Here is a 25846-nt window from a genome sequence, read left to right as displayed (position 1 = left end):
ACTATTTTAAAGATAAAAATCCTATTTAAAAACAAAGCAGTATCTCAAAAGAGCTATATCTTTTCAAATACTTTTTTATTGTTATTTAAATCCGAGCTTCTCGTCCTTAGCATACTGTAGGCCAGGTACTCCATTGAATAGTAAGGATATTTTTAAGTGCAGTAACTACAGCTATATCTGGATCTTCACGTTTTTCTCTTTTTACTTTTATAGCTAAATAACCAACTACTGCACCCAATAATAAACCAGTAACAGCTGATGTTGCACACGTTGCAATAGCTGCTTGTGTATTATATGCTACCGCAAAACCTGTAATAAAACCTACTGCACCACAAACGCTAATGCAGACACGCTCCTTCCGAAGTTCTATTTCATTAATTTTTCGTACATGATTTTTCAAGTACTTTCTTACATCTTGAGTAGTACGTGTTAGAGCAGTTGCTCCATAGTAGTTTTTTGTGTTAGCATCTGCTTTTGCTTCTACCAGGCACTTTACTATACCTAAATCACCTCTCTGAGCAGCTAGCATTAGAGGAGTGTTTCCTTTTCTATCTTGCGTATTAACATCTGTATTTCCTTCTTTTACTAGATACTTTACTACATCCAAATGAACCTTATATATAGCTGATATTAGAGCAGTTGTTTCTTCAAAGCGTCTACCATTACTTCTTTCATTAACATCTGCTTTTGCCTCTACCAGGCACTTTACTATACCTAAATGACCCTTTTCAGCAGCAAATATTAGAGGAGTATCTTCACAGTCATTTCTCCTAAGAAACTCACTCAACTAACTCTTCTTGTTGAACTAATATGTAGCCAAATTCCCTCGCTTTTTTGATCAAATTTTTTACAATTCTATCTTTATAGCGTGTTTCATAGTATTCCATTCCTTTTTCTACATATTCCTGTCCGTATTTGAGCATACTATAAAATATGCATGCCATTTTTCTTGCAGTAGCTGTTATTTCTTTTGGTTCTCCCAGTCGTTTTTTCAATCTTCTGTAGTATGCACCCAACGCACTTTTACTCTTTCCTACAGAATGAGCAGCTATTCGCAAAGCATTTGCAGCACGGTTAATGACTTTACGTGTTCTTGTATTAAACACTTTTTCCCCTGTAACTTTATTAGCAGGACTGAGTCCCAACCACGACGAAAAGTGCTTTTCTGTTGGCCATTTACTGTGGTTTATACCAACTTCTGAAATTATGGTTTGTATACTTAATACATCAAATCCAGGAATTTTAGTGAAATCCATACCAGTGATTCGGTGCAGTTCCTCATACAAAGCAAAGCTTGGCTTACTTTTGCTATTTTTATTCTTTTGCTTACTTAGCTGTTTGCTTTCACAAGACTTTGTTTCAAACGTTTTATAATAGGCTTCAATATTTCTATCACATTCTGCTATTTTTTCTTGATAAATATTATATAGTTCAAATTCTTGCTTTAGCGTGAATAAGTGTTCTTCTCTATAGTCACCAGCTAACGCTTTTGCAATAGTAGACTGATCATTTTTCATTCGCACGTCCCTGAATTCTGCTAATTTTTCAGAATCTCTTTCGCCTTCAATTATAGCTTCAATGATTTTCATACCAGTTATCCCAGTAATATGACTAATAACCTTGTGTAATTGTATATTCATTTGAATTAATGCCTTCTGCATACGTAGAATATGCGTAGATGCACTTTCAGTGAGATTTCTGCGCTGCCGCACGTAACTGCGCAATACACACATCTGATTATCTGGCCTAAACGATCCATAAAGCAGTCCTTAGCTATGCAGTTGTTGGAGCCATTGGCAATCTTGAACGTCAGACTTCCTACCAGGTACATTCTTTACATGCCGTGCATTTACCAATCTTATACCAATTCCCGCTATAGAAAGAACAGATAGAGAATAATGGGGAAAAAGTCATACTAGAGTAAGTGAAATAGCGAGGTATAAATGGCATTAAGGTCAAAACTATTAGACGAAAGAGTTGTAAATTTAGCGAAAGAAATGTTAAAAAAGGTAAGAAATAACGCATATGTTTCAAAAAAGTTACAAGCGGTGATAGCAGGAAAAGAAAGTAGTATAAGCGCTGTGGCAAGAATATGTAAAATTTCAAGGACTGCTTTGACTGAATGGATAAAGCATCTAAAATTTGGTAGAGTAGAAAAATTATTTGCCCCGTTTCAGCGGAGAAGAAAAAGCAAATTAAACAAAAATCAACGTGAGCAAATTGAAATATGGGTAGAAAGAAATCCAAATATTACTATTAAGGAAGTACAAATAAAAATCTCAGAGGAATTTGCCCTAAACATCAGCAAATCAACAGTGCACCGTGAGATACAAAGGATGAAATTTTCTTACATAACACCGAGGCCAATGGACCATAAACAAGATAAAAACAAGCAAGAAGAGTTTAAAAGATACTTCAATAAAATAGTCAATTTCCACCCTAAAAGGGAGGTGTTTTTTTGATGAATCACGATTTGGGACTCATTCAAAAATCGGACACGGATGGTTTAAAAGGGGTCAGAACGCAGGTTAAAATGAAAATTGGTAGACAAAATTTCTATATCTAAAGTGCGGTAAATCCAAGAAGTGGTAAGAAAATTAGCCTACTTGCTCCATATGTAAACACTGATTGTATGAATATATTTCTGGAGCAGATGTCGAAAGATTTAGGCACGAAAGAAGCCTTTCTTGTAATGGATTGTGCAAGTTGGCATAGATCAAAAAGTTTGAAAATTCAGGAAAACATTACCATCATATACTTGCCTCCTTATTCACCGGAACTGAATCCTGTTGAAAGGTTGTGGCAATATATCAAATACAATACTTTACGCAATAGTATCTACGATACCATAGGTTTACTTGAAGATGTTTTGTGTAATTTTATTGTCAATATTTCCAGTACTACTATTAAACGAGTTTGTAATGTTTCTTATTTGTTCCGTCAGTAATGGATTTTGGTATAACATAAATGCTACAAATTATAAAGGCTTTACACCTTTGTACTTAGCATTTAACCATTGTCATTTAGATATGGTAAAACTCCTACTCTGTAGAGGTGCTGATGCTAGTATTCAAAGTCAGTACGGCAAAACAGCATTAGATGTTGTTGGAGGTTATAGAAAAGATAGATGTAATAGCAATAGTAAAATTCAAGAGATAGAATATGTATTGAGCAGTGCTACTGAAGATGATTGTGAAGCAAAATTAACTTCTATAAAAGCAGGTGTTAAGGTAGTGTTAGACGCTAATGACGCCACAGATTCTGTAAGTAGTGCAGCGAATCTTTCATTATTCCCTACCAAAGCAATCAAGATAGAATTGGAAGTTAGTAATACCACAGACTTGACAAGTAGAACAGTGAATTCTTCCTTCACTCTTATCAGAGAAAATTTTGAAGAAGTTAGCAGCACTGCAAGCAATGCAGTAAAACCTTCTTCTTTTATTAATAGTATATTTAGTTGGATAACTACCACCATCAGTGGCTTATTCAGCAGCGCTCCTGCTTTACCTACTGTACAGCAATCTGTTGCACATTTAACTGGAAGCCCAATTGGTTCTTCACAAATTGATTGTAATGGAACAGTTCTGCTAACTGCTGTAGCAATAAGTAAGTTCACAAGAAAACAACATTTTAGGCCACTAGACGATTCACCTTTGACAGCAGAAAAAAATAAAGAAAGAGAACTTGACATTATAGAAAAAAAATTCGAGACGGCACTTAGTAATTGTGAAAAACTTTATCAATGTCCTCGAAGTTCATTAAGCAATTCAACAATATCTAAAGGTGTATGTCATCAAAAGTCCCTTTAAAACAAGCACTCAAATTTGAGTGCTTGTTTTTGTGAAATCTACTCTTTAAAGTTAAACTTTTTATTGTTTATTAGCGTTAAATTGTTACAATACAATGAGTTAAGATGACAAAGCTTTAAGTTATGGAAGATGATAGCAAAAAAGAAATAATAGAAGAAAAAGGTATATTAGGTTGGATAGAGTATAGACTGCCTATATTTTCTTTTGTAAAACATACTGCTTCTTATCAAGTACCAAAAAATTTAAATTATGCTTGGAATTTTGGTTCTTTAGCTGGAATAGCGCTGATTTTACAAATAATAACAGGTATATTTCTTGCCATGCACTACACTCCGCATGTTGATCATGCATTTAATAGTGTGGAGCGTATAATGCGTGACGTAAGTTATGGATGGCTGATACGTTATACTCATGCTGTTGGGGCGTCGCTCTTCTTTATGGTGGTCTATGTTCATATCATGCGTGGATTATATTACGGATCTTATAAGAGACCGCGAGAAATGGTATGGTTTATTGGCATATTTATATTTTTTGCAATGATGGCAACTGCCTTTATGGGATATGTTCTTCCATGGGGACAAATGAGTTTTTGGGGTGCAACAGTTATAACTAACTTATTTTCAGCCATACCTTTAATTGGCAATAAAATAGTTATATGGTTGTGGGGTGGTTTTTCCGTTGATAACCCAACGCTCAATCGTTTTTTTGCACTTCATTATCTTCTTCCTTTCATTATTATTGCTTTAGCTATGTTGCATGTTGTTGCTCTGCATAGGTTTGGCTCTAATAATCCAAGTGGAATAGAAGTCAGGTCAGATAAGGATACCATTCCTTTTTATCCTTACTATATAGCAAAGGACTGCATAACTTTTGGTTTATTTTTTATAATTTTATTTGCATTTGTTTTTTATGCCCCTAATTATCTTGGGCATCCTGATAATTATATAGAGGCTGATCCTATGGTAACTCCAGTACATATAGTGCCAGAGTGGTATTTCTTACCTTTTTATGCGATGCTGCGTTCAATTCCAAATAAACTTATTGGTGTACTTACCATGTTTGGATCTATTTTAGTGTGGTTTCTTTTGCCTTGGCTCGATAAATCAAAGGTTAAAAGTGGTTCCTACCGTCCATTATTTAAGAAATTTTTTTGGGTTTTTGCAATAAATTTTGCATTTCTTGCCTGGCTTGGGGGACAAGAAGTTAAGGAGCCTTACATTACTTTAAGTAGGCTTTCAACTCTTTATTATTTTTCATATTTTGTGATAATTTTACCTTTACTTAGTAAGCATGAGAAACCAAAAAAATTACCAAAAACAATAAGCGATTCCGTGCCGGAGATGAAGTGATGCTATTGGTTAAAGTTGCTGTGTTTTGTGTATTATTTTTCGCTAATTCTCTATCTGCAGAGGAGTTTAAACCTTTACCAAATAAGAAAATCGACTGGAGTTTTGATGGAATTACTGGATCTTTCGATAGAGAGTCAATTCAGCGTGGCTATAAAGTATACAAGGAAGTCTGTGCTGCTTGCCATTCAATGAATAGAATAGCGTTTCGTAATTTGCAAGATGTTGGTTTTTCTGAAGAGGATGTAAAACAAATTGCAGCCTCTTACCAAGTTAAAGATGGTCCGAATGATTTGGGTGAAATGTTTGATAGGCCGGGAGTGTCTTCGGATTATTTTATTGCACCTTTTGATACAAAAGAAGCAGCTGCAGCAAGCAACAATGGAGCAGTTCCACCGGACTTATCATTAATTGTCAAAGCAAGACATGATGGTGCAAATTATGTCTATTCACTACTAATTGGTTATCAAAACGGTGAACATGATGAGAACGGTTTATATTTTAATCCATATTTTTCAACAGGCAGGTTAGCTATGGCACCACCACTCTCTGAAGGAATGGTAGAATATGATGGTGCAAGGCAAGCTACAGTTGAAAGTATGTCATATGATGTGGTAAATTTCTTACAATGGGCAGCAGAGCCAGAAATGGAACGCCGACATAAACTTGGGTTAAAAATAGTGACATACTTTATAATTTTGACGGTGTTTTTTGTATTAACCAACAACAGGATTTGGAGCAGGCTCTATAAAAAGAAAAAATAGAGTTTTTTATGTTCATTCTTTCATGCCTTATTTACACTAGCAAATGTATTGTATAGTAATAAATACATTATGAAAATATAAAGGTATGGAATTTCAAATAGTTACAAATTTTCAGCCAGCTGGAGATCAACCACAGGCAATAGACAACTTAGTTGCAGGGTTAAATAGTAATAAAAGAGATCAGGTTTTGCTTGGAGTTACTGGCTCTGGAAAAACCTTCACTATGGCAAATGTTATTGCAAGAACAAACAGGCCTGCATTAATTATGGCACATAATAAAACTTTAGCGGCGCAGCTTTACGAGGAGATGAGAGGATTTTTCCCTCACAATGCTGTTGGATACTTCATTTCTTATTATGATTATTATCAGCCTGAGGCTTATTCGCCACAAACAGACACTTATATTGAAAAAGACTCTTTAATAAATGAAAGAATTGATATGCTACGCTATTCTGCTATATGCTCTCTTTTGGAGCGTAGGGACACGATTGTAGTTGCGAGTGTTTCTTGTATATATGGTCTTGGTTCGCCTGAGAGCTATCTCAGCATGACCTTGACTTTAAGTGCTGGAGATAAGATTCATGTTAATGACTTTATGAATAATTTAGTTAATCTCCAATATAAACGTTCTGATGTCAGATTTGAGCGAGGATATTTCAGAGTGCGCGGCGATATTATTGATATATTTCCTGCCTATTATGAAAATAAAGCTTGGCGTTTATCATTGTTTGGTGATGAAATAGAGGAAATTTCTGAGATTGATGCCATGAACGGCAATATTATCAGACGCATAGATACAGTCACCATTTTTCCAAATAGCTATTACACTACATCACGTGAGACTCTTTTGCAAGCAGTTCAATTGATTAAAAAAGAACTACATGAACGCCTGGATTATTACTATTCACAGAACAAAATTGTTGAAGCAAAACGCCTTGAGCAGCGTACTAATTTTGATATTGAAATGATGATGGCAACGGGAGTGTGTAAAGGTATTGAAAATTATTCGCGTTATCTTTACGGAATGAAAGCCGGAGATCCACCGCCTACATTGTTTGAGTATTTACCTAAAGATGTAATTTTATTTGTTGATGAAAGCCATGTAACCGTTCCCCAGATAGGTGCAATGTATAGCGGTAATGAAGCACGTAAAAAGAAATTGATAGATTATGGTTTTAGGCTACCTTCTGCTTTTGATAACCGTCCATTAAAATTGGAAGAGTGGGAGGCAATACGGCCACAGACTATTTACGTTTCGGCTACTCCAGGAAAATATGAATTAGAAAAGACTAATCACGCATTTATAGAGCAAGTTATCCGCCCAACAGGACTGACAGATCCCATCTGCATCATAAAACCAACAGGGAGTCAGGTTGATGATGTGATTCATGAGGCACAAGTGACAATAAAAAAAGGGTTTTGTATTCTAATTACCACATTGACAAAAAAAATGGCTGAAAAACTAGCTGAGCATATGAGTGAGCTCAGTATGAAAGTAACTTACCTACATTCAGATATTGGCGCACTGGAAAGAATTGAAATTATATGCAAATTAAGATCTAAAGAAATAGATGTTCTTGTTGGCGTTAACTTGTTGCGGGAAGGTCTTGATATTCCCGAGTGTGGATTGGTTGCAATTTTAGATGCTGACAAAGAAGGGTTTTTACGATCAGAGACTTCGCTCATTCAAACGATAGGTCGTGCTGCACGAAATGTTGAAGGCAGAGTAATTTTATATGCAGACAAAATTACTAATTCTATGGATCGTGCACTGAAAGAAACTGAAAGGAGAAGAAAGAAACAGACAGAGCATAATACACTGCATAATATTGTACCAAAAACTATAATAAAGCCTATATCAAATACTTTACGGGAAAAAGTGGTGATTGAGGATTTTAGTCAGAATGATCTAAGCAGTTTGAAAAAACAAATGTTGAAGCATGCTGAAAATTTAGAGTTTGAAGAGGCAGCAAAAATAAAAAGTATTATTGAAAGGTTTAATAATAGATCCACTTCATAATTAGAAAAAAGATGAATAATTAATAGCTAAACTGACTTTGATTTATCAACAATTTGAAAAAACATCATCTAAGTGGCAGAAAAATGAGCCAGTTCATGATAATTTCAAATTTTCACCTTTTATCTTATAGGTAATGATTGTTGAACTTATTTCTTTCTTGAGATTATGTACAGACTCTAACAAATTAAATCTCACAACAAATTTGTTGTTTCATAGCTTTTATATCATACTATAATTGCAACTGTTTTAACAATAATCAGAGCCTAAAAGAGGTTTATTATCAATGGACTATTTATAAAAAATCTTATGGAAAATAAAGCTTGGTTCATTTGGCTAATCAGTAACTTGATTGTTGTATTCAGCAATATGCAGATAATCTACACCTTTATAAGCGTGAATCTTGAAAAAGAACTTGGGCTCACAATCGCGCAAGTTGCACTAGCTAATTCAGCATATACTTGGACTTTTGCTATCTCACAATTTTTTAGTGGGGCAATGTTTAATGTTTTTTCCAGCAAAAAAATTTATTTTTTCTCATTGTCAATCATGCTCTTTGGTTTTTTTGTCCTTATCAAGAGTGACAATTTTGCCCATTTAATTTTATCTCAATTTTTGATCGCAATTGGAGCATCGTTTGGTTTTATTGGCGCTGCTCATGTAAGTAGCACATATTTTCCCCTTACTCAATTTGGACTGATGTTCTCACTAGTGCAGACAATTTCAAGTCTTTCTGCTTTGATGATTCAAATGTGCTTCTCTAGCTTGCTTGCCGAAGGTGCAGATTGGAAAAATCTTATTGTATGCGTAATATTATTTGGCGTATCGATATTTGTACTTATGTTTTTTTATCCGAAAGGACTTTCAAAAAAAAATTGGGGGGAATACACAATAAAGAGCTCTATAAAAACAGTAATATGTTCTGTACTAACAGTGCTAAAATTAAGAGATATCTGGATAACCTCAATAGTGGGTGCTATTACTTTTGGAACATTTTTAGCGCTTAATATGCTGTGGGCACCAAGGTTACTAAGCAACTTAGAACTCAATACAATGGAGTTAGGTGTGGCAACTGCAATATTGTGGCTTGGTCTTGCAGTTGGTGCTCCAATTGCAGATCTAATCTCAAATCTATTTAAAAATAGAAGGCACGTAATCTCTGCTTTTGCCACATTGCAAAGTATTTCAGCTATTATTTTACTATGCGGTAATTTAACAGTTCATATTATATACTTTTGTATGTTAATGTTTGGTTTTTTTGCAGGAGGACATATGCTTAATTTTACTGTTGGTAGTGAGATTGTTGAGCAGAAGTATATTAGCACATCATCATCCATTATCAATGGATTTATGTTTGTTATGAGTGGAATTTTAGTGTCAATTTTAGCACTTTTTTCAGATCATCAAATGGCGCTTTTCACAATATTTGCAATGTTAACATTTGCTAGTATTTTTAATTATGCTACAAAAGAAACATACTATAAAAATAAAGTAGCTGAATCTTGAGTCGATTGTTATATTATATCAACATACTGTAATAAATTATGACAACAAAAGGCACAACAGTAACTAAGGCAACAATAGCTGAATGTATAAACCAGGAAATTGGATTATCGAAAGAAGACTCTATTGCAATAATAGATGATATATTGGATGAGATAAAAACGAGCTTAGCAAAGGATGGAATAGTAAAAATATCTTCATTTGGAACATTTTTGGTTAAAAACAAGAAAGAAAGACCAGGAAATATACCAAAGACATCGGAAAGGGTGGTAATTAAAGCGAGAAAATCAATTTCTTTTAGACCTTCAAAAATGATGAAGAAATTAATAAACAACCGATGAATAAGGAAAGATTATTTTACACAATTGGAGAAGTAGCTGAAGAACTACATTTGGAGCAGCATGTTTTAAGATTCTGGGAAAGTCAATTCCATCAAATTAAACCCATAAAACGGAAGGGAAGAAGACTATATGATCATAAGTGTATAGAGGCAATAAAGAAAATAAAATACATGCTATATGACAAAGGATATACAATAAAAGGAGTACAAAAGGAATTTGGTAACGATGTAAGAATTGATCATTATTCAAGAAATTTGTTGAAAGAACTTACCGATTTAAGAGACTATTTGACTGATAAAATAAATGAAGAAAGTAATAAATAGACGAAAAACACTATAAAGTTTTGTGAAAGTTGATATATCTAGAGATAAGTGTATGTGTCGTATAGCCTTGTTCTTTATATTATCAGCAATACTGATAAGCTGTGGACTGCAAAAACCTGCACCTGTACTACTTAAAGGCGAAGAATTTTATGGGAAAAGAGACATAGAGTACACAAGGGAGTATCATTTGATTAAAGAAAATGTTGATTCTTCGCTGCGAAAAGAAAGTAGAAAAGCCTTTATAGATAAGGTATATAACAATAATGCACAAAGCATGTGTAAATTTGTAATACCGGTTAAAGGTGCAGTTACCTCTTCTGATAAAATATGTCAAGATGGCATAAAAATTACTGCTCAAAGTGGAACAAAGGTTATTGCTTCTGCACCTGGCAAAGTAATATACGTAGGCAAAGGCCTGAGGTGGTACGGAAATTTAATTATAGTGGAACATAAAGATAATTACATGACTATGTACTCCTATTTAAAAAACATACAAGTTGAAATTGGTGATAAAGTAAAACAAGGTCAAGTAATTGGATCTGCAGGTAAATCAAGCACACAAGATAAAGATCCGCAGATGTGTTTCACAATAAGGCATAATGGTCAAGCAGTCGATCCTTTAGTACATATAAACTGTGATTGAATTTATGAAATATAATTTTAAAAACGTTGAAAAATTCTACCAAAATAAGTGGGATTTTTCTGTAAGCAAAGATAGTAAAAAGAAGAAATGTTACGTGTTGGAAATGTTTCCATATCCATCTGGTAAGATTCATATGGGGCACCTGCGTAACTATGCAATAGGAGATGTTATAGCACGTTACAAGAGAGCTCATGGATTTGAGGTTTTGCACCCAATTGGCTGGGATGCTTTTGGATTACCAGCTGAAAATGCAGCAAGGGACAATAATATTAACCCTGCGGCGTGGACAAAAGAGAATATAGACAATATGCGTGCACAGCTAAAATCTATAGGTCTTTCCTACAATTGGAATCACGAGCTTTCCACATGTGAGCCTGATTATTACAAACACGAACAGAAATTTTTTCTGGATTTTTTAAAGCATGGTCTTGCCTATCGAAAAGAGTCGTGGGTTAATTGGGATCCAGTGGACCAAACAGTGCTTGCAAATGAGCAAGTGGTTGATGGAAAAGGATGGCGATCAGGTGCAGTTGTTGAAAAACGTAAGTTATTCCAATGGTTTTTAAAGATTACTGATTTTGCTGAAGATTTGCTTCATTGTCTGCAAAGTTTGAAAAATTGGCCAGAAAAAGTCAAAACTATGCAAGAGCGCTGGATAGGAAAATCTGAAGGGGCAACTATAGATTTTGAAATAGTTGGCTTGAATAAGAAGTTAAAGATTTTTACAACTTCTCCTCATACTTTATTTGGATCTTCTTTTCTTGCAGTAGGAGCAGAGCACCCTATTGTACGAGATCTTAAGGACGAAGACATACAAGGCTTTATCGACAGTGTGAAGGCAAAGGGGGAGAATGATGAAAAAATTGGGATTTACACAAGATTAAATGTCAAACATCCATTTCTTGATAAAGAGTTGCCACTGTACATAGCGAATTTTGTGTTGATGGAGTATGGAGAAGGTGCGATTTTTGGTTGCCCTGCACATGATCAGCGTGATTTTGAATTTGCACAGAAATATGGTTTACCGATTATTCCTGTAGTTTGTGAAGAGACCACAGAGATCTTAAAAGAACCGTACTTCGGTGATGGAGTGATGTTCAATTCTGAATTCTTAAACGGACTAATGATTAATGAGGCAAAGGAAGTAATTATTAAAAAGCTTGAAGAAAAAGGAATAGGTAAGAAAACAATAAACTATCGTCTACACGATTGGGGAATTTCAAGGCAACGTTATTGGGGATGTCCTATACCTATTATATATTGTAAAGATTGCGGAACTGTGCCAGTTCCAGAAAAAGACCTCCCTGTTGTTCTACCAACGGATGTAGAATTTACAAGTGGTGGTAATCCGCTGGATAAGCACCCAACCTGGAAATTTGTTGATTGTCCACAGTGCGGAAAGCAAGCAGAGCGTGAAACTGATACATTTGACACTTTTTTTGAATCTTCTTGGTATTTTGCTGCATTTTGCAGTGAAAATAAATCTATTAATAAGGACGCTTGTAATCGTTTTATGCCTGTTGATTATTACATAGGTGGAATAGAACATGCAATTCTACATTTGCTTTACTCAAGGTTTTTCTGCCGTGCTTTAACTAAATGTGGCTATTTTGACGTTAAAGAGCCTTTCTCTACTTTAATCACTCAAGGAATGGTCTGCCATATAACTTATAAAGATGAGAATGGCAAATGGCTCTTTCCCGAAGAAGCAAAAGAGTTGATTGCGAAGGGTGCTAAGATCCAAGTTGGAAAAGTCGAAAAGATGAGTAAGTCAAAGAAGAATACAGTTGACCCAAACTTTATCATAGAGAAGTACGGTGCTGATACTGCTCGCTTGTTTGTATTATCTGACACTCCTCCAGAAAAAGATATGGAATGGTCAGATGATGGCCTAGAAGGCTGTTCTCGCTATATAAATAAATTGTGGCGTATGGTAATGCAGCTAAGGCCTATACAACTGCCTGTCATTCCAGCACGTGATGCTGGAATCGACGTCCAGATCCCAGTGTCACGCACTGGGATGACATCAAACCACACAGGTAAACTTCTAGAATATAGAAAAAAAATACATAAACTCTTACACGGACTTACAGATGACTTGGAAAACTGCAGATTAAACTGTGTGGTAGCGAAATTCCGTGAAATGACGAATTTAATAGCTGAAATAGACGTAAAAACTGGAAAATCTCTTATTGATGAAGGTATATGCATACTAATCAGAGTAATTGAGCCATTCATGCCACACCTGGCTGAAAATTTATGGCAAAAAATAGGAGGCGAAGGCATGCTATCTTGGCCAAAAGCTGATGAATCACTACTAATTGATAATATGGTGACTGTAGCAGTGCAGATCAATGGAAAGTTACGTGCGACCATTGAAGTGGCAACTGATTTACCTCAAGAAAAATTGAAGAAAATAGCAACAGATTCTGTATCTAACAAAATCGATCAAAGCAAAATTCGCACTATATATGCTGTACCAAATAAGGTAGTAAACATAGTTATATAAAAATTTTGAGTAGCATGTCCCTAATTTCGTAGGTATACTTTTTTTGATATGCGGTTATATCTTTTTTAACATAAAGGATATATACTTGTGCATTATATATTTTTTTGTATGGGTGGTTATATGAAAATAAAAGGATTGTGTGTTTTAGCTGTGTTGCTCACTTCATCTCTAGCAGGTGCAGCTAGCAATAGAGCAAAAGAGCAGTACTACGCAGGTTTAAACTTTGGTGGTGGATGGGGCACTGGATTAAAAATAAAACCTGGCTTAGTTTTTGGTTATAATTATGATAAAAGCTCTAAGTTTGAACTTGAGATTCTCACTGACGTAAGTGATATGTTTGGAGGTAAGGATAAAGAAGGAAAGGACAAAGACAAGAAAATGGGAGCTAGTTTATTAGCACATTACCGTTATTATCCTGACGTTGACATTGATCCTGTGAAACTATATGTCAGTGGAGGTTTAGGAGGGCATCTACAAGTATATCCTTTTGACATTGTTGGCACTGAAACACTAGATAAAATACTGGGTGCTATTTCGTACAAACTGAAGGTTGGTGTTGATTATGAAGTTGCTCCACAGATAGTTGGTACAGCTGCTTTAACCGTAGGCGGGCAACTGAGTGGTTTAAAAGCAAAACAAATACCAGGATGCGATGCTGGAAGTAGGAGTACGTTATAGTTTTTAATGCTGGATGGCATTGTGTACGTGTTTAGGTGTAACCACAAGCGATGCTCAAAACTTGCTGCTATAGTATTTTCTAAAATGAATGGATAAATTTCCATTATGGTATTACCAACCAAAAGTTGTAATACCAAAATCCATTACTGACGGAACAAATAAGAAACATTACAAACTCGTTTAATAGTAGTACTGGAAATATTGACAATAAAATTACACAAAACATCTTCAAGTAAACCTATGGTATCGTAGATACTATTGCGTAAAGTATTGTATTTGATATATTGCCACAACCTTTCAACAGGATTCAGTTCCGGTGAATAAGGAGGCAAGTATATGATGGTAATGTTTTCCTGAATTTTCAAACTTTTTGATCTATGCCAACTTGCACAATCCATTACAAGAAAGGCTTCTTTCGTGCCTAAATCTTTCGACATCTGCTCCAGAAATATATTCATACAATCAGTGTTTACATATGGAGCAAGTAGGCTGATTTTCTTACCACTTCTTGGATTTACCGCACTTTAGATATAGAAATTTTGTCTACCAATTTTCATTTTAACCTGCGTTCTGACCCCTTTTTTAAACCATCCGTGTCCGATTTTTGAATGAGTCCCAAATCGTGATTCATCAAAAAAAAACACCTCCCTTTTAGGGTGGAAATTGACTATTTTATTGAAGTATCTTTTAAACTCTTCTTGCTTGTTTTTATCTTGTTTATGGTCCATTGGCCTCGGTGTTATGTAAGAAAATTTCATCCTTTGTATCTCACGGTGCACTGTTGATTTGCTGATGTTTAGGGCAAATTCCTCTGAGATTTTTATTTGTACTTCCTTAATAGTAATATTTGGATTTCTTTCTACCCATATTTCAATTTGCTCACGTTGATTTTTGTTTAATTTGCTTTTTCTTCTCCGCTGAAACGGGGCAAATAATTTTTCTACTCTACCAAATTTTAGATGCTTTATCCATTCAGTCAAAGCAGTCCTTGAAATTTTACATATTCTTGCCACAGCGCTTATACTACTTTCTTTTCCTGCTATCACCGCTTGTAACTTTTTTGAAACATATGCGTTATTTCTTACCTTTTTTAACATTTCTTTCGCTAAATTTACAACTCTTTCGTCTAATAGTTTTGACCTTAATGCCATTTATACCTCGCTATTTCACTTACTCTAGTATGACTTTTTCCCCATTATTCTCTATCTGTTCTTTCTATAGCGGGAATTGGTATGAGAAGAATCTTCAAAATTTTGTGGACTTATACTCCTCAACATCACCTGACTTGATATCCTCAATGCCTTAAAGGATTTCTTTGATAATATTATAGCTTAGCTCAGGGTTATCTTCAACAATCTGACCAATCTTAGCCCAATGCTCGATTTGTTGCGGTACAGAACGATTTTGGAATACGGAATTAGACTGCACTATCTTCTCAAATTCCCCATCAAGATTTACTGTTATACTCATTAGATTATTACTTCCTAGTTTTAGCTATTATATCATATATTGGAAATTTTTTCAACATTTTGAAAGTGCATAGTGAAAACACACACCACATTCAAGTTGTGGTGTGTATTACTAGAACAAATTAGAAAGAAAACTTCACACCAGTTAGTAGAAGAATTCCTTGGTTAGAAGGTACATCAGCATTATTTTTATCTTTCAGCGCACCTTTTTCATCAGTCATAAAATAATGTAAGGCTGCATAAGGAACAAAATTGCTCTTATTGCAAGAAGATAGATCATACTGAACACCAAGTGCAACATCATGAAGCATATCTTTGTCGCTCATTCTGCTACCAAAGTATGTCAAGCTTGTGTAGATATTATCATATTGATAACCAGCACCTGCAGTCCAATACATAGTGCTTTTACTGTCCCCATCAAACTGAGCTTTCAGCCCTTTTACTCTTTTGTCATCATCAGTAGTACCGTTACCATCAATTTCTGTATAGGTATCACCGACTAATTTTTTAATACCCTTCGGTTGACCAGATTTGCCTAAATATGCAAAAGAAGCAGCGAATTTTATATTTTGACCTTCATCAATCTTATAATCAGCGCTTACACCCAAATTAACACCCATCAGGTCATTGTAATCTACAAATTCCTTATAAAGATGCTTATCTTTACTCGGTTGCTTTGAAACCCCATATTCACCAACTACGGAAGTTTTAACTTTTACATTATGTTTACTAAAGTCATATTCATATGACGCACCAGCACTTATTATATGCTGGTAATCTGGTCCAACATGTCTTAACGTTTCCTCATTCTTTACCCCTGTTACCTTATTACTTGAATCTTTGAGGAAATCTGGAGCTATTTCTTTTACAACGGATAAACCACTATCGTAGCGAGGTGAGTAGCTAAGACCAAATCTTGCACCCATATAATTCGGCGAGTAGTAAGCAGCTCTAAATGGCAATGTGGTCATAACCTCTTTGTTGTATTTTCCTGCCATACGGAAGGAGAGTTTTTCGCTCTCGCTCGAGAAGCTTTCAGTGTAAAGACGTGGTGTTACGTAAAATGGAAAGTTTGCAGCACTTCCTTCTAAGTTTACTTTTCTGAACCAGTCACTATCTGCAGCTCCATCAACAGTTGCAATTCTTGTTGCATCAAGTCTCATCATAGACTCAGGACCAAACTGATAGCCAAGTTTCAGATCACCATATTGTGAATTTAAGAATACATGCGCACTTCTACCTCTTGCAGCATTCACGCCTTGTGAAGCTCCTTTACCTTCAGTAACTGGAACATGAAATTGTACATCGGCACCATAACGAAGACCAATATCCTCATTTTTATTTTCAGCTCTTAAGTGCAATATTGCATCTGAAATCATGCCCATGTTTTCACTGTAATCACCAATATTCCCTATCCCTTTAGGAAATATTGGATTTGCTCCTTTTATACTATCTGTAGTATTGTTAAAATAATCTGTAGATTTACCTGGCATAACATTATAATGGTTATAGCCACTTAGCCCATGGTTACCATAACCTTGAGAATCAACAACGCCACCGAAAGTTATTCTTAAACCATCCCCTTGATTGGTATTGATAATATCAACCCCACCAACTGAAACAACAGGACTTGCCTTACCTTTTTCCTCTGTATTGCTGTTAACAACTTTTACATCCTTTTTTATATCTTTAGCTTCAATTTTAGCATTCTTAGTTTTAGAACCCTTAATTTTTGACTTTTCTACATTAGAATTTTTAACTTTCAGGGCTTTCGCTTTTGAATCTCCTATAAGTTTTGCTTTTTTCTCATTTGCTAGCCTAATTTCATCTTTTTTCTTTTGTTTTGCTACTAATTTTAACTCTTCTTTTTTCTTCTTTTGTTCAGCTGCTAATTTTAACTCCTCTTTTTTCTTCTGCTCAGCTGCTAATCTTAATTCTTCTTTTTTCTTAAGCTCCTCAGCTTTTTTTCTTGGATCAGCATTACATATCCTGTCCATTTTTTCTTTTAGTTTCTTATTTGACGTCTTCATCACTTCCATCTTTCCAGAAGTTTTGATTGACTCGTTACTCTCTTGCTTTTTTACTTCCTTCATACTCTCGTCAGAAAAGTCAGCAGCAAAGCCACTGAAAGAACATAAAGTCAATAGAGAAGCTAGAGCAGTTCTAGTATAAATAGATTTTTTCATGAAGTGCCCCCAAAAAATTTTAAAATCATAACATAAATAGTATAAAGGTGTTTAAAATCCAACCTAAAGCAAACTTATAGCGAAAATAAAAGTAAAATGCAATACTTTAAAAGCAACTTTCTTAATACGCTCAACGTGTATATTAACCAAAATTTAGTACAGAGGTTTGCTTGTTAGTGTATTATAACTCTATACTTATTCTCTGGAAGTAAAATTTACTCGAGTGAAAGTACATAAAGATTAAAATATTAATATAAATATTGACAATAATATTAGTTTATATTATAATTAGCGAATTATTGTTTTATTTTTAATGATTAAGGTATTTATGGATTTTAGTTTTTTACGAAATTGGTTTAGCACTACAGGTGCTGCTACAGGCTCAGAGCCAGGTAATACTGAACAGCCAGACTCTATTTCAGTAGATGATGGCAAATACGAGATGAAAGAATATGACGATGAATTTGAGATCATTGAAGATTATGAATTTATAAATCGTGCTGATCCAAATGAGCCATGTTCTTTACCTTCTGACTATAAAATAGATGAAAGTATTGTAAAAATTGCAGGATTTGATAGAGAGAAATTATTAGAAATGGGTAATTTCTGCAATATAAGCTATGGCGATGATGATGATAAATTAAGTAAAAAAAGATGTAACAATCTATAGTATTTTCTAAAATGAATGGATAAATTTCCATTATGGTATTACCAACCAAAAGTTGTAAGTCTGTACATTTATACATTAGAGGTCTGAGGCGGCTTTTGATGGTATGCCAACAGTGTTCTATGGGATTCAAATCTGGTGAATATGTTGGAAGATACAGCACATGAAAGCCAAAAGACTCTATTAATGATTTTGTTTTAGTGGTCTTATGAAATGTAGCATTATCCATAACTATGGTTGTGCCAAGTGGCAATTTAGGTAATAACATCTTCTCCAACAATATATTGAATACCTCTTTTTCACACCCACCTTTGAAAGTCATTGGTGCAATAAATCTCATTCCAATCCACCCGGCTACTATACTGATTCTCTCTCGAGTTCTCCCTGGAACATCTGCATAAATTTTCTTTCCTCTTGGAGCACGTCCATATTCTCGGTATAACTTATTATCAACTCCTGCTTCATCTATATATAAGATGCTGGAATGTTCTATTTTTGAGATTTTATCAATAAATTGCTGCCTATCTTCTTGATTGCGCTCTTGATATAGTGTGACTTTTTTTTAAAGTAATTTTTAGCTGTTTTAGTCTATACCAAATTGAATTTATTCCAAATCCAAGATTTTGTTTCATCTCTGCCAGAGTATGATCTGGATTCTTTGTAACATATTCTTCGAGTATTTTTGGGTCTATTTTTCGAATAAAGCTACCGTTTTTAGATGGCTTTAAGCTTTCACCAGCAGCTTTCTTTTTTAACCAGCGGTACAGAGTTGCTATTCCTATCTCCATGAGCTCTGCTATCTCAACCTTTGTCTTCCCTTTTTCTATCATCAATACTGCCTTTTCCCTTAAATCCACACTATATGCCATTATAACTCAAATACTTTGTTATACCTTTATCATTTGCTTTGGGAAATACTATAGTTACATCTCTATTAGATGAGAAACGTTTTACAGTTGAAGAGTTTGAGAGATTATATTACTTGCGCTGGGGAGTAGAAACATTTTTTTCTAGGCTGAAGGGAAGATTAAATTTAGAGAATTTCACAGGAAAAAGTATTGAAACTATCAAGCAGGATTTTTGGTCAACTATCTTCATCAGTAATCTAGAAAGTATCATGATAGAAGATGATGAAGAGACATTGAGCTCACAGAATAGTAAACTAAAAAAAAAGCATCAATAAATCTGTCTCATTTAATGCGATTAAAAACTTATCCTTTGATATTTTTTCTACAGAGTCAGACATAGACTGCATTATGTATCGACTATCACAGTTATTTTTGATGAACACTTTAGTGGTGAGAAAAGGGAGAAGAGTTGATCGTCATAAGATATCTGATATTCGTTCACTCAACTACCAGAAAAGAGCTAGAAAACATGTGTTTTAAATTCAAGATATCTTTTCAGTATCATTGTATTAGTACATTCTTTGCAAAATAACCTGCAATTATTACTTTTTTAAATAACTTGCACTTTTCAGACTCCCTTTTCTTAAAAATTCACCCTAGTATTTACCATAATTATCAATCACTTCAAATTTTTTGTCCAATCTTAACTTCTCTTTCCCTTAACTTAATGGCAGTGATACTGTCTAGCACGACACTTCCTATATTTAAAAGGACTCCTGCACCAGTACTTACATGTTGTAGCGATGAAGTCGTTACGCTAGCAACCTCTTTACCTTCGCTAATGGCAATAGCAGCTTCATATAGCCCAGCGGTTTTATCAATGTCTTCAACTGCACCATGACCCATCTGTGCTAGATTAACCCAAGTATGCACTTGCAGTGCAGTCTTTAATATCTCTGGAACATTATCATCTGCTACTGCCATACGACTTTTATTGGCAAACCAGGGAATAAGTGTTTTTACAATAAATGCTGAGTTAAGACCATCAACAGACTCAACATCAAAAACAGATCTACCTTGTGTACCAGCATTGTCATATGCTTCCTTGACTATTGCTAATTTTTCATTGTAGTCTTCAATAAAATTGATAATACGTTGATCATGGGTTGTAGCTGTTTGCAACTGTTGTTCAGCATTGATAAATTTCACCTGGTAGCTATCAGTCTTAGTATCTTTAGCCACATTACGTAGTATTGGCCACCATTTCCCTTCTGGTAATTGATTACTCTTGTAAAGCTCTGACATGGATTGGTGGAAATTTTCTGCAAGATCGATAGACTTGAGCAGCTCGGTTGCTCTCTTGCCAATCTGAGGTACTAATTCACCGTCTTGATTCCAAGCATAAATGATCTTGTCTTCGCTGATTTTATGTTTCCACTTACCTGAACTGTCCTCAGTAAGCTTCTTTCCAGTATAAGTAACAGCAACTCGCGCAGATCTTGCAGCAATGTCTGCACGAATACCCTGCTCATCTAGTGACAGTGCAAGTTCTCTAGCATAATTCATCTCTATGGTATCTACCAATGAACATCCGACCAAACTGATGTACTTAGGGGAACTACTGATGTTATACTCAGTATCAAGCTCAATAGTAAAATCTGCTATCTCATCTGCAAGTTCTGTAGCACTATATCCTCCTAATGTTTTATCAATGATATTACTGCGACCATGGCCTACTACTTGCCAACGCAGGTTTTCTTGTCCTTTTAGAGTATCAAGATTGCCATAGACTTCCTGGTAATTACGTTGAGCATCAAGCTGCACAATCACTGAACTTTCAGGATGTTTGGCAGCTAATCTTGCTGCTGCTTCCATGACTACTGGATCATCCTCAAGTTGCAAAATAATCTGGCCATCAAATCGAGTTGCAGTACTATCCTCTGCTCTGACGCTGATCTTTGGCTTTGCCCATTTATCAACGTCATCCTTGTTAAGCTCTCGAGTATCTGCATCAAGTGAATGTGGGACTTCATAAGCTTCCTCTCTAGAAATCTCTTTTATATCTTGCTGAAGGTCACTGAGAAGTGGTACAAAATGGTTCTTGTAGTTCACTATATAAATAGTATTACTATTTTTACCCACTTCACTTGTAGTAACGTGTAATCCACCTACCTCTTCATTCCTCAATTCTATTGCTGTGATTTGAACTTTATACTTCTCACATATCATCTTTCCTTCAATCTCAGTTCTTCCCCATATGGGATTGTTAGATTCTTCTGATATTTTCTTTATTTCTTTCAAGTAGAGTTTGAAAGTGTCTTCATTATCAATTTTATTCTCTTTAGTCTCTGGATCTTGTATAGGGCCATATGGACCTTGCAATGCAACAAAATAGCCTCCTTCTTTTGCATCTTGTATGATTTTATCTTTGTATTCATCAGCATAGCTTGCACATTCTTTCCTTAATGATTTTGCATTAAACCTTTTATCGCTTACAATTAAGCCTTTATCTTTTAACTCATTTAATCCTTGAGCTAAGGAATCAAAAGCAATCTCCTTTACCAATTGCAGCTCCTATTTTAAACTCGTTAGGACAATGAGTTTTTAATTCATTTAATAAACTTTCAAGATGTTGTTTTTTCTTCTGCTCTTCTGCTTTTTGTATCTCTTGAAAGATGGAAATAGGTTCTCTAGTAAAAGTTTTTAATTCTTGCTCAGTATTATCCAGTTCACTATTGTTCTCACCTAGCTTCTCCATTTCGCTTTCATTATTAACTTGCTCTAGGTCTTTGCCACTACCTTGTAAAGGAGTTAATGCTTTTAGTAAATTTTGCCTATCTTCATGACTTAAATATTGATTAATCTTTTCTACTAACTCTGGAGGTAAAATAGATCCTTCTTCTCTGTAGAATTGTACTTTTTCTATTATTTCATTATATAAGTAAGCTTTTTCAATCCTATTGCTAAGAATATCAGAGAATTCAGGAAATCTTTCTAGTAGCTGATCTGGGTCCGATAAAGCATTTAATGTTTTCACATATAATCCTAATTTAGCATCATATGCTGTAAGAAAATCATAAAGTGATACTTGTCTGATTCCTATTGAACCAATGTTAATGGTCTTCGTTAATTCAAGATCCCAGTATTTTGATAATGTTTCATGCAGTAAGTTGCTTGGTAGTAGTGTTGCAAAGTTCGGCTTTTCTGCACTAATATTCTGCGCTAATGTGTATTTAATCAAAACCTTACTGGCATCTTCACAACCTCTACCAACTGCACATTCGAGCGGTGTTTGGTTACTGTTGTTTCTCTTCGTGATATCGGCTCCCTTTATTAATAACTCCTGCACAATCTCTGAATAACCATTTTCAGCAGCATAGTGTAATGGTGTTTTCTGATCTATAAGGGTCACTGCATCAACATTTGCTCCATGATTTAATAACTTCTGCACAACTTCTGCATGACCATTTTGGGCAGTACAGTGTAGTGGTGTTTTCCGCTGTAGAGAAGCTTCTGCATCAACATTCGCTCCATGATCTAACAACTCCCGCACAACTTCTGAATGACCATTTTCGGCAGCAAAGTGTAGTGGTGTATAATGATTAGGAGAATTTCCTGCGTTAATATTTGCATCATTGCTCAAAAGAAGTTTTACAGTTTGTGGACAATTTTCTTTAGCAGCAAAATGCAATAAGGTGTTGAGAAATATATTGCCACTTACTCTAAATAGGTGATTGATATTTGTGTTTAATTGATTGTATATTTCTGTGTTTGCTTGTTTTATTTCATCTAAAATTTCTCTATAACTCGAATTTTCTGAGCGATTAGGGGAGTTAAGTCTTTTTTCTGTTCTGTGAAGTATATCCCGTAATGTGTCAATTTCTATATTTACCACAGCCTCGCCCTCTAATTTTTCTTATATTAGTAATATAAATCCATAAAAGAATCATTAAGAGTAAGGACCTCTTGATACAAACTTGCCTTATGAACTTTCTTTCTGTTTCTAAACAATTTTTGTTGTCCCAAATTTGGGAGAAAAACCCTGGACTTGAAGTCCATCCTTTCAAGAATATAATTTGAAAGGTGAAAAAATTAGAGGGATGTGAAATATTATAGAAAGAGTAGCCATTCGGTATACGATTGCACTTATCATATAGTATGGATTACTAAATACAGATACCCAGTTCTTGTTGGAGACATAGGGCTAAAAGCAAGAGAGATAATTCAAGCAGTATGTAGAGATAACCAAGTAGAAATTATCAGAGGTAAAGTAGCATCAAGCCATGTCCACATATATGTTTCAGTACCACCATATTTGAGTATCAGTAAATTAGTACAACTGATAAAAGGAAGGTGCTCGAGAAAAATACAGCAGAGTTTTCCAGAATTAAGGAAAAAATATTGGGGGAATCATTTGTGGGCAGTTGGTTATTTTGTCAGGACTACCGGAAATGTGACTGATCAAATGATAAAGGACTACATTGAGAATCACTCTAAAAGAGAAGACAAATTTGGTGACTTTCAAGTTGAAAATTAGCATTCCATGCTCTCTCTCAATCTATGGATTTCAATCCATAGTGGTTGAATTTAAATCTGTTGAATTTCGCCTAAAGAGAGGCCTGTTATTTGCAAAATAATATCGGTAGAAATTCCTTCTTTTACTAAGTCTTTTGCAACTTTGATCTTTTCTGCTCTTTTCACTTTTTCTTCGCAAATTTGTATGCTTTCAAACAGAGATTTTATTAGCGCATAGCATAATTCTTGACTCTCAATTTTTTTGTACTCTTTTATTAAATCAGGTAGCTCATTTTCTACTATCTCATCTTCCTCTATTAGCAGATCTGTAATGCTAATTGATAATGTTTCTGCTATTGCATACAATTTTTCCAGTGGAATGGCCACACGTCCTTGCTCATAGTTGCTTATTTCATCACGTGTTGTACTCATTTTTTCTGCTAAATCCTTCTGAGTATATTCCCGTCCATTCTTTTATCTTTTTTCCTATTTTGTAGTAGATAGAACCAACTTTTTCTTCAACACATTCATTAGCAGAAAGACCAATTGTTTTTGAAACAGTATCAACAGAAACTCCTGCTTTAACCAGACCTTTTGCAATTTTTATTTTTCCGATTTTCTACTACTTTTCTCACCAACTCAGGTAAATTTTGCTAGCAAGTAAAACACCTTGCGCAACTCTTGATCATTAATCGTTTTATATTTTCTTACTAATTTCCTCCTCCTCGTCTTCAAGGCGGATTTTTCATTTGATACAGGAATTAGGTCTACAATACCAATCGACAATATCTCTGCTATAGCATACAACTTTTCAATCGAAATTTTACGTGTTCCTTTTTCATATTGTAGTACTATTTGATACTTTACGCCGATTTTTCCCGCTAAATCTTTTGGTAGTATAACCTCGCTTTAACCTCCAGCTCCTTACTTTTTGTGCTATCTGATACCTTATCGAGATATTTGCCATAAATATTATACAGGTTGATACTACCAAATAAAGATATACAAAATGTTTGCATTTTAGTTGAATATTTCTTCAGAATTGTGTATAATTATTAATGCTTTTATCTTACTTTCTCATGGCTCTTTCGAAGTTTCTCGATCCCAAGAATGATATATCGTTCAAGCGCATCTTTGGTACTGAAAAAAATAAGGACATTCTTATTCACTTCCTTAATGATATCCTTGGCTTCACTGGCAAAAGCACAATACAGGATATAGAGTTCTTAAGTACTATTCAAGACCCTGATATTGCTTCTAAAAAACAAAGCATTGTTGATGTTCTTTGTAGGGATGAAAATGGGCTGCAAGTCATAGTCGAAATGCAGGTCGCTAAAACTAAGGGCTTTGAGAAACGCGCCCAATATTATGCTGCTAAAGCTTACTCAAGACAGGCTGATAAAGCATACGCGTCAAGTTAAGGAACTGTGGTAATAAACTTAGTGTAAGGAAGAGAAAGAAAAGATATAAGTTCTCTTAAATCTAACAAAGAAAACGGAGAACTTATACAATGAAAAGAATAGTTTGCATCTCAAAAAAGCTCAAAGAATTTTTTAATGAAAAAGCAGATAAAATCTCAGCTACAACAGGGTTCATAAAAAGAAAGAGGAAGCTAAAAGGCTCGTAGTTCATAAAAGCCATCGTTTTGGGTAATATAGGGGTTGATAATTGTAGTATAGAGACAGTGTGTCAATTATTGAATGAAGACTCGATAAATATAACAAAACAAGGTCTGGACTTTAGATTTACCAAGGAAGCAGTGGAATTTATGAAAAGAATGTATAATGAATCTTTAACGTTACTTAAAAATACCTTACAAGTTGATTGCAGAATCTTGAAGCACTTTGGAGGTGTTAAATTATTAGACAGCAGCTACATTAGCTTACCTAACAGTATGGAAGACATGTATAAAGGTTATGGTACCAGCTACAGTGGTTATGAAAGCAATACTAAGTCTGGAATAAAGTTACAATTAGTTTTTGACTACCTAAACCAGACATTAGACCAGCTTAATATAACTGAAGGAATAAGGTCAGATCAGGGTTATAGAAGCCATTTAAGCAATATATCGAACAACGATTTACTAATATCTGATTTGGGTTATTTTGTGCCAAGTTCTTTTAAACACATCAATGAAATAGGAGCTTATTTCATAAGTCGTTATAAATCCGATACTATAGTATTTCCCAAAGCAAATGATAAAGGTATAACAAAGTATTTGAGTTATA

The 25846-nt window shown here is 34.7% G+C and carries 20 protein-coding genes and 7 pseudogenes; 16 read left to right on the top strand and 11 right to left on the bottom strand.

Annotated elements, in window-relative coordinates:
• Window positions 1-106: 106 nt before the first annotated feature.
• The 3 genes and pseudogenes from M3L71_RS02150 to M3L71_RS02140 form a co-directional block, all read right to left on the bottom strand.
• Complete coding sequence (locus M3L71_RS02150; protein ID WP_280143852.1) at window positions 107-787, bottom strand: ankyrin repeat domain-containing protein; 681 nt, start codon at window positions 785-787, stop codon at window positions 107-109.
• A pseudogene (locus M3L71_RS02145) lies at window positions 780-1862 on the bottom strand (IS110 family RNA-guided transposase); the annotation flags it as partial. The gene M3L71_RS02150 and the pseudogene M3L71_RS02145, both read right to left, overlap by 8 nt.
• Window positions 1819-1950: a hypothetical protein gene (locus M3L71_RS02140; RefSeq protein WP_280143851.1), complete on the bottom strand. Its 132-nt coding sequence runs from the start codon at window positions 1948-1950 to the stop codon at window positions 1819-1821. The gene M3L71_RS02140 and the pseudogene M3L71_RS02145, both read right to left, overlap by 44 nt.
• Here M3L71_RS02140 and M3L71_RS02135 point away from each other — a divergent pair.
• The 11 genes and pseudogenes from M3L71_RS02135 (at window position 1944) to M3L71_RS02085 (ending at window position 13933) form a co-directional block, all read left to right on the top strand.
• Window positions 1944-2947, top strand: a pseudogene (locus tag M3L71_RS02135) (IS630 family transposase). The gene M3L71_RS02140 and the pseudogene M3L71_RS02135 sit on opposite strands and share 7 nt — an antisense overlap.
• Before the next feature lie 49 nt (window positions 2948-2996).
• Window positions 2997-3809 carry a hypothetical protein gene (locus M3L71_RS02130; RefSeq protein ID WP_280143850.1) on the top strand — a complete coding sequence of 271 codons (813 nt, stop codon included), beginning with the start codon at window positions 2997-2999 and terminating at the stop codon, window positions 3807-3809.
• 122 nt (window positions 3810-3931) lie between these two features.
• Window positions 3932-5158 (top strand): cytochrome b, encoded by a 1227-nt coding sequence (locus M3L71_RS02125; RefSeq protein ID WP_280143849.1) that lies wholly within the window; start codon window positions 3932-3934, stop codon window positions 5156-5158.
• A complete protein-coding gene (locus tag M3L71_RS02120; protein WP_280143848.1) occupies window positions 5158-5919 on the top strand; it encodes a cytochrome c1 in 762 nt (253 codons plus the stop codon). The genes M3L71_RS02125 and M3L71_RS02120 overlap by 1 nt, the downstream gene beginning before the upstream one ends.
• An 85-nt stretch (window positions 5920-6004) precedes the next feature.
• The gene (uvrB, locus tag M3L71_RS02115; protein WP_280143847.1) at window positions 6005-7939 is read left to right on the top strand and encodes an excinuclease ABC subunit UvrB; all 1935 of its coding nucleotides are present in this window, start codon (window positions 6005-6007) and stop codon (window positions 7937-7939) included.
• A gap of 306 nt (window positions 7940-8245) precedes the next feature.
• The gene (locus tag M3L71_RS02110; protein ID WP_349292705.1) at window positions 8246-9442 is read left to right on the top strand and encodes an MFS transporter; all 1197 of its coding nucleotides are present in this window, start codon (window positions 8246-8248) and stop codon (window positions 9440-9442) included.
• Between the two features lie 38 nt (window positions 9443-9480).
• Window positions 9481-9780 (top strand): integration host factor subunit alpha, encoded by a 300-nt coding sequence (locus tag M3L71_RS02105; protein WP_280143845.1) that lies wholly within the window; start codon window positions 9481-9483, stop codon window positions 9778-9780.
• A complete protein-coding gene (locus M3L71_RS02100; protein ID WP_280143844.1) occupies window positions 9777-10103 on the top strand; it encodes a MerR family transcriptional regulator in 327 nt (108 codons plus the stop codon). Before M3L71_RS02105 ends, M3L71_RS02100 begins: the two co-directional genes overlap by 4 nt.
• Before the next feature lie 52 nt (window positions 10104-10155).
• On the top strand, window positions 10156-10746 hold the full coding sequence (locus tag M3L71_RS02095) for a murein hydrolase activator EnvC family protein (protein WP_280144097.1): 591 nt from the start codon (window positions 10156-10158) through the stop codon (window positions 10744-10746).
• Window positions 10747-10750: 4 nt separating this feature from the next.
• The gene (gene leuS, locus M3L71_RS02090) at window positions 10751-13255 is read left to right on the top strand and encodes a leucine--tRNA ligase (protein ID WP_280143843.1); all 2505 of its coding nucleotides are present in this window, start codon (window positions 10751-10753) and stop codon (window positions 13253-13255) included.
• Between the two features lie 120 nt (window positions 13256-13375).
• Window positions 13376-13933 carry an outer membrane beta-barrel protein gene (locus M3L71_RS02085; RefSeq protein ID WP_410543491.1) on the top strand — a complete coding sequence of 186 codons (558 nt, stop codon included), beginning with the start codon at window positions 13376-13378 and terminating at the stop codon, window positions 13931-13933.
• A 143-nt stretch (window positions 13934-14076) separates the two neighbouring features.
• On the opposite strand, the pseudogene M3L71_RS02080 reads toward M3L71_RS02085, so the two are convergent.
• Window positions 14077-15084, bottom strand: a pseudogene (locus M3L71_RS02080) (IS630 family transposase).
• On the opposite strand from M3L71_RS02080, the gene M3L71_RS02075 reads away from it, so the two are divergent.
• Complete coding sequence (locus M3L71_RS02075) at window positions 15078-15239, top strand: hypothetical protein (protein ID WP_280143842.1); 162 nt, start codon at window positions 15078-15080, stop codon at window positions 15237-15239. The pseudogene M3L71_RS02080 and the gene M3L71_RS02075 sit on opposite strands and share 7 nt — an antisense overlap.
• Here the strand turns inward: M3L71_RS02075 and M3L71_RS02070 are convergent.
• From M3L71_RS02070 to M3L71_RS02055, 4 genes are all read right to left on the bottom strand, one after another.
• Window positions 15236-15403 (bottom strand): TA system antitoxin ParD family protein, encoded by a 168-nt coding sequence (locus tag M3L71_RS02070; protein ID WP_280143841.1) that lies wholly within the window; start codon window positions 15401-15403, stop codon window positions 15236-15238. The two genes, M3L71_RS02075 and M3L71_RS02070, sit on opposite strands and share 4 nt — an antisense overlap.
• Window positions 15404-15524: 121 nt before the next feature.
• Window positions 15525-17588, bottom strand: a complete 2064-nt coding sequence (locus M3L71_RS02065) for a WD0745 family porin (RefSeq protein WP_280143840.1) — start codon at window positions 17586-17588, stop codon at window positions 15525-15527.
• Between the two features lie 488 nt (window positions 17589-18076).
• The gene (locus M3L71_RS02060; protein ID WP_280144096.1) at window positions 18077-18748 is read right to left on the bottom strand and encodes an IS630 family transposase; all 672 of its coding nucleotides are present in this window, start codon (window positions 18746-18748) and stop codon (window positions 18077-18079) included.
• 28 nt (window positions 18749-18776) lie between these two features.
• Window positions 18777-19124: a transposase gene (locus M3L71_RS02055; protein WP_264336399.1), complete on the bottom strand. Its 348-nt coding sequence runs from the start codon at window positions 19122-19124 to the stop codon at window positions 18777-18779.
• 50 nt (window positions 19125-19174) lie between these two features.
• Here M3L71_RS02055 and M3L71_RS02050 point away from each other — a divergent pair.
• Window positions 19175-19643, top strand: a pseudogene (locus M3L71_RS02050) (transposase); the annotation flags it as partial.
• A 144-nt stretch (window positions 19644-19787) separates the two neighbouring features.
• Here M3L71_RS02050 and M3L71_RS02045 read toward each other — a convergent pair.
• Together M3L71_RS02045 and M3L71_RS02040 are read right to left on the bottom strand one after the other, a co-directional pair.
• Entirely contained in the window at window positions 19788-21668 is a 1881-nt protein-coding gene (locus tag M3L71_RS02045; protein WP_280143839.1) for a TcdA/TcdB pore-forming domain-containing protein, read from the bottom strand.
• Window positions 21646-22998, bottom strand: coding sequence for an ankyrin repeat domain-containing protein (locus tag M3L71_RS02040; protein ID WP_280143838.1), 1353 nt, complete (start codon window positions 22996-22998; stop codon window positions 21646-21648). The genes M3L71_RS02045 and M3L71_RS02040 overlap by 23 nt, the downstream gene beginning before the upstream one ends.
• 207 nt (window positions 22999-23205) lie before the next feature.
• Here M3L71_RS02040 and tnpA point away from each other — a divergent pair, with 207 nt between their 5' ends.
• On the top strand, window positions 23206-23640 hold the full coding sequence (gene tnpA, locus M3L71_RS02035; protein ID WP_280143336.1) for an IS200/IS605 family transposase: 435 nt from the start codon (window positions 23206-23208) through the stop codon (window positions 23638-23640).
• A 50-nt stretch (window positions 23641-23690) separates the two neighbouring features.
• Here the strand turns inward: tnpA and wmk are convergent.
• Window positions 23691-24585, bottom strand: a pseudogene (gene wmk / locus M3L71_RS02030) (WO male-killing family protein Wmk).
• A 112-nt stretch (window positions 24586-24697) separates the two neighbouring features.
• Between wmk and M3L71_RS02025 the strand changes: the two are divergent.
• Both M3L71_RS02025 and M3L71_RS02020 read left to right on the top strand, forming a co-directional pair.
• Window positions 24698-25021 (top strand): annotated as a pseudogene (locus M3L71_RS02025) (Rpn family recombination-promoting nuclease/putative transposase); the annotation flags it as partial.
• Between the two features lie 107 nt (window positions 25022-25128).
• A pseudogene (locus M3L71_RS02020) lies at window positions 25129-25803 on the top strand (IS4 family transposase); the annotation flags it as partial.
• Between the last annotated feature and the right edge of the window lie 43 nt (window positions 25804-25846).

The sequence above is a fragment of the Wolbachia endosymbiont of Frankliniella intonsa genome (assembly GCF_029856955.1).
GTDB lineage: Bacteria > Pseudomonadota > Alphaproteobacteria > Rickettsiales > Anaplasmataceae > Wolbachia.
Note: the sequence above shows the minus strand (reverse complement) of the source record. Positions and strands in the feature narration are given on the sequence as shown.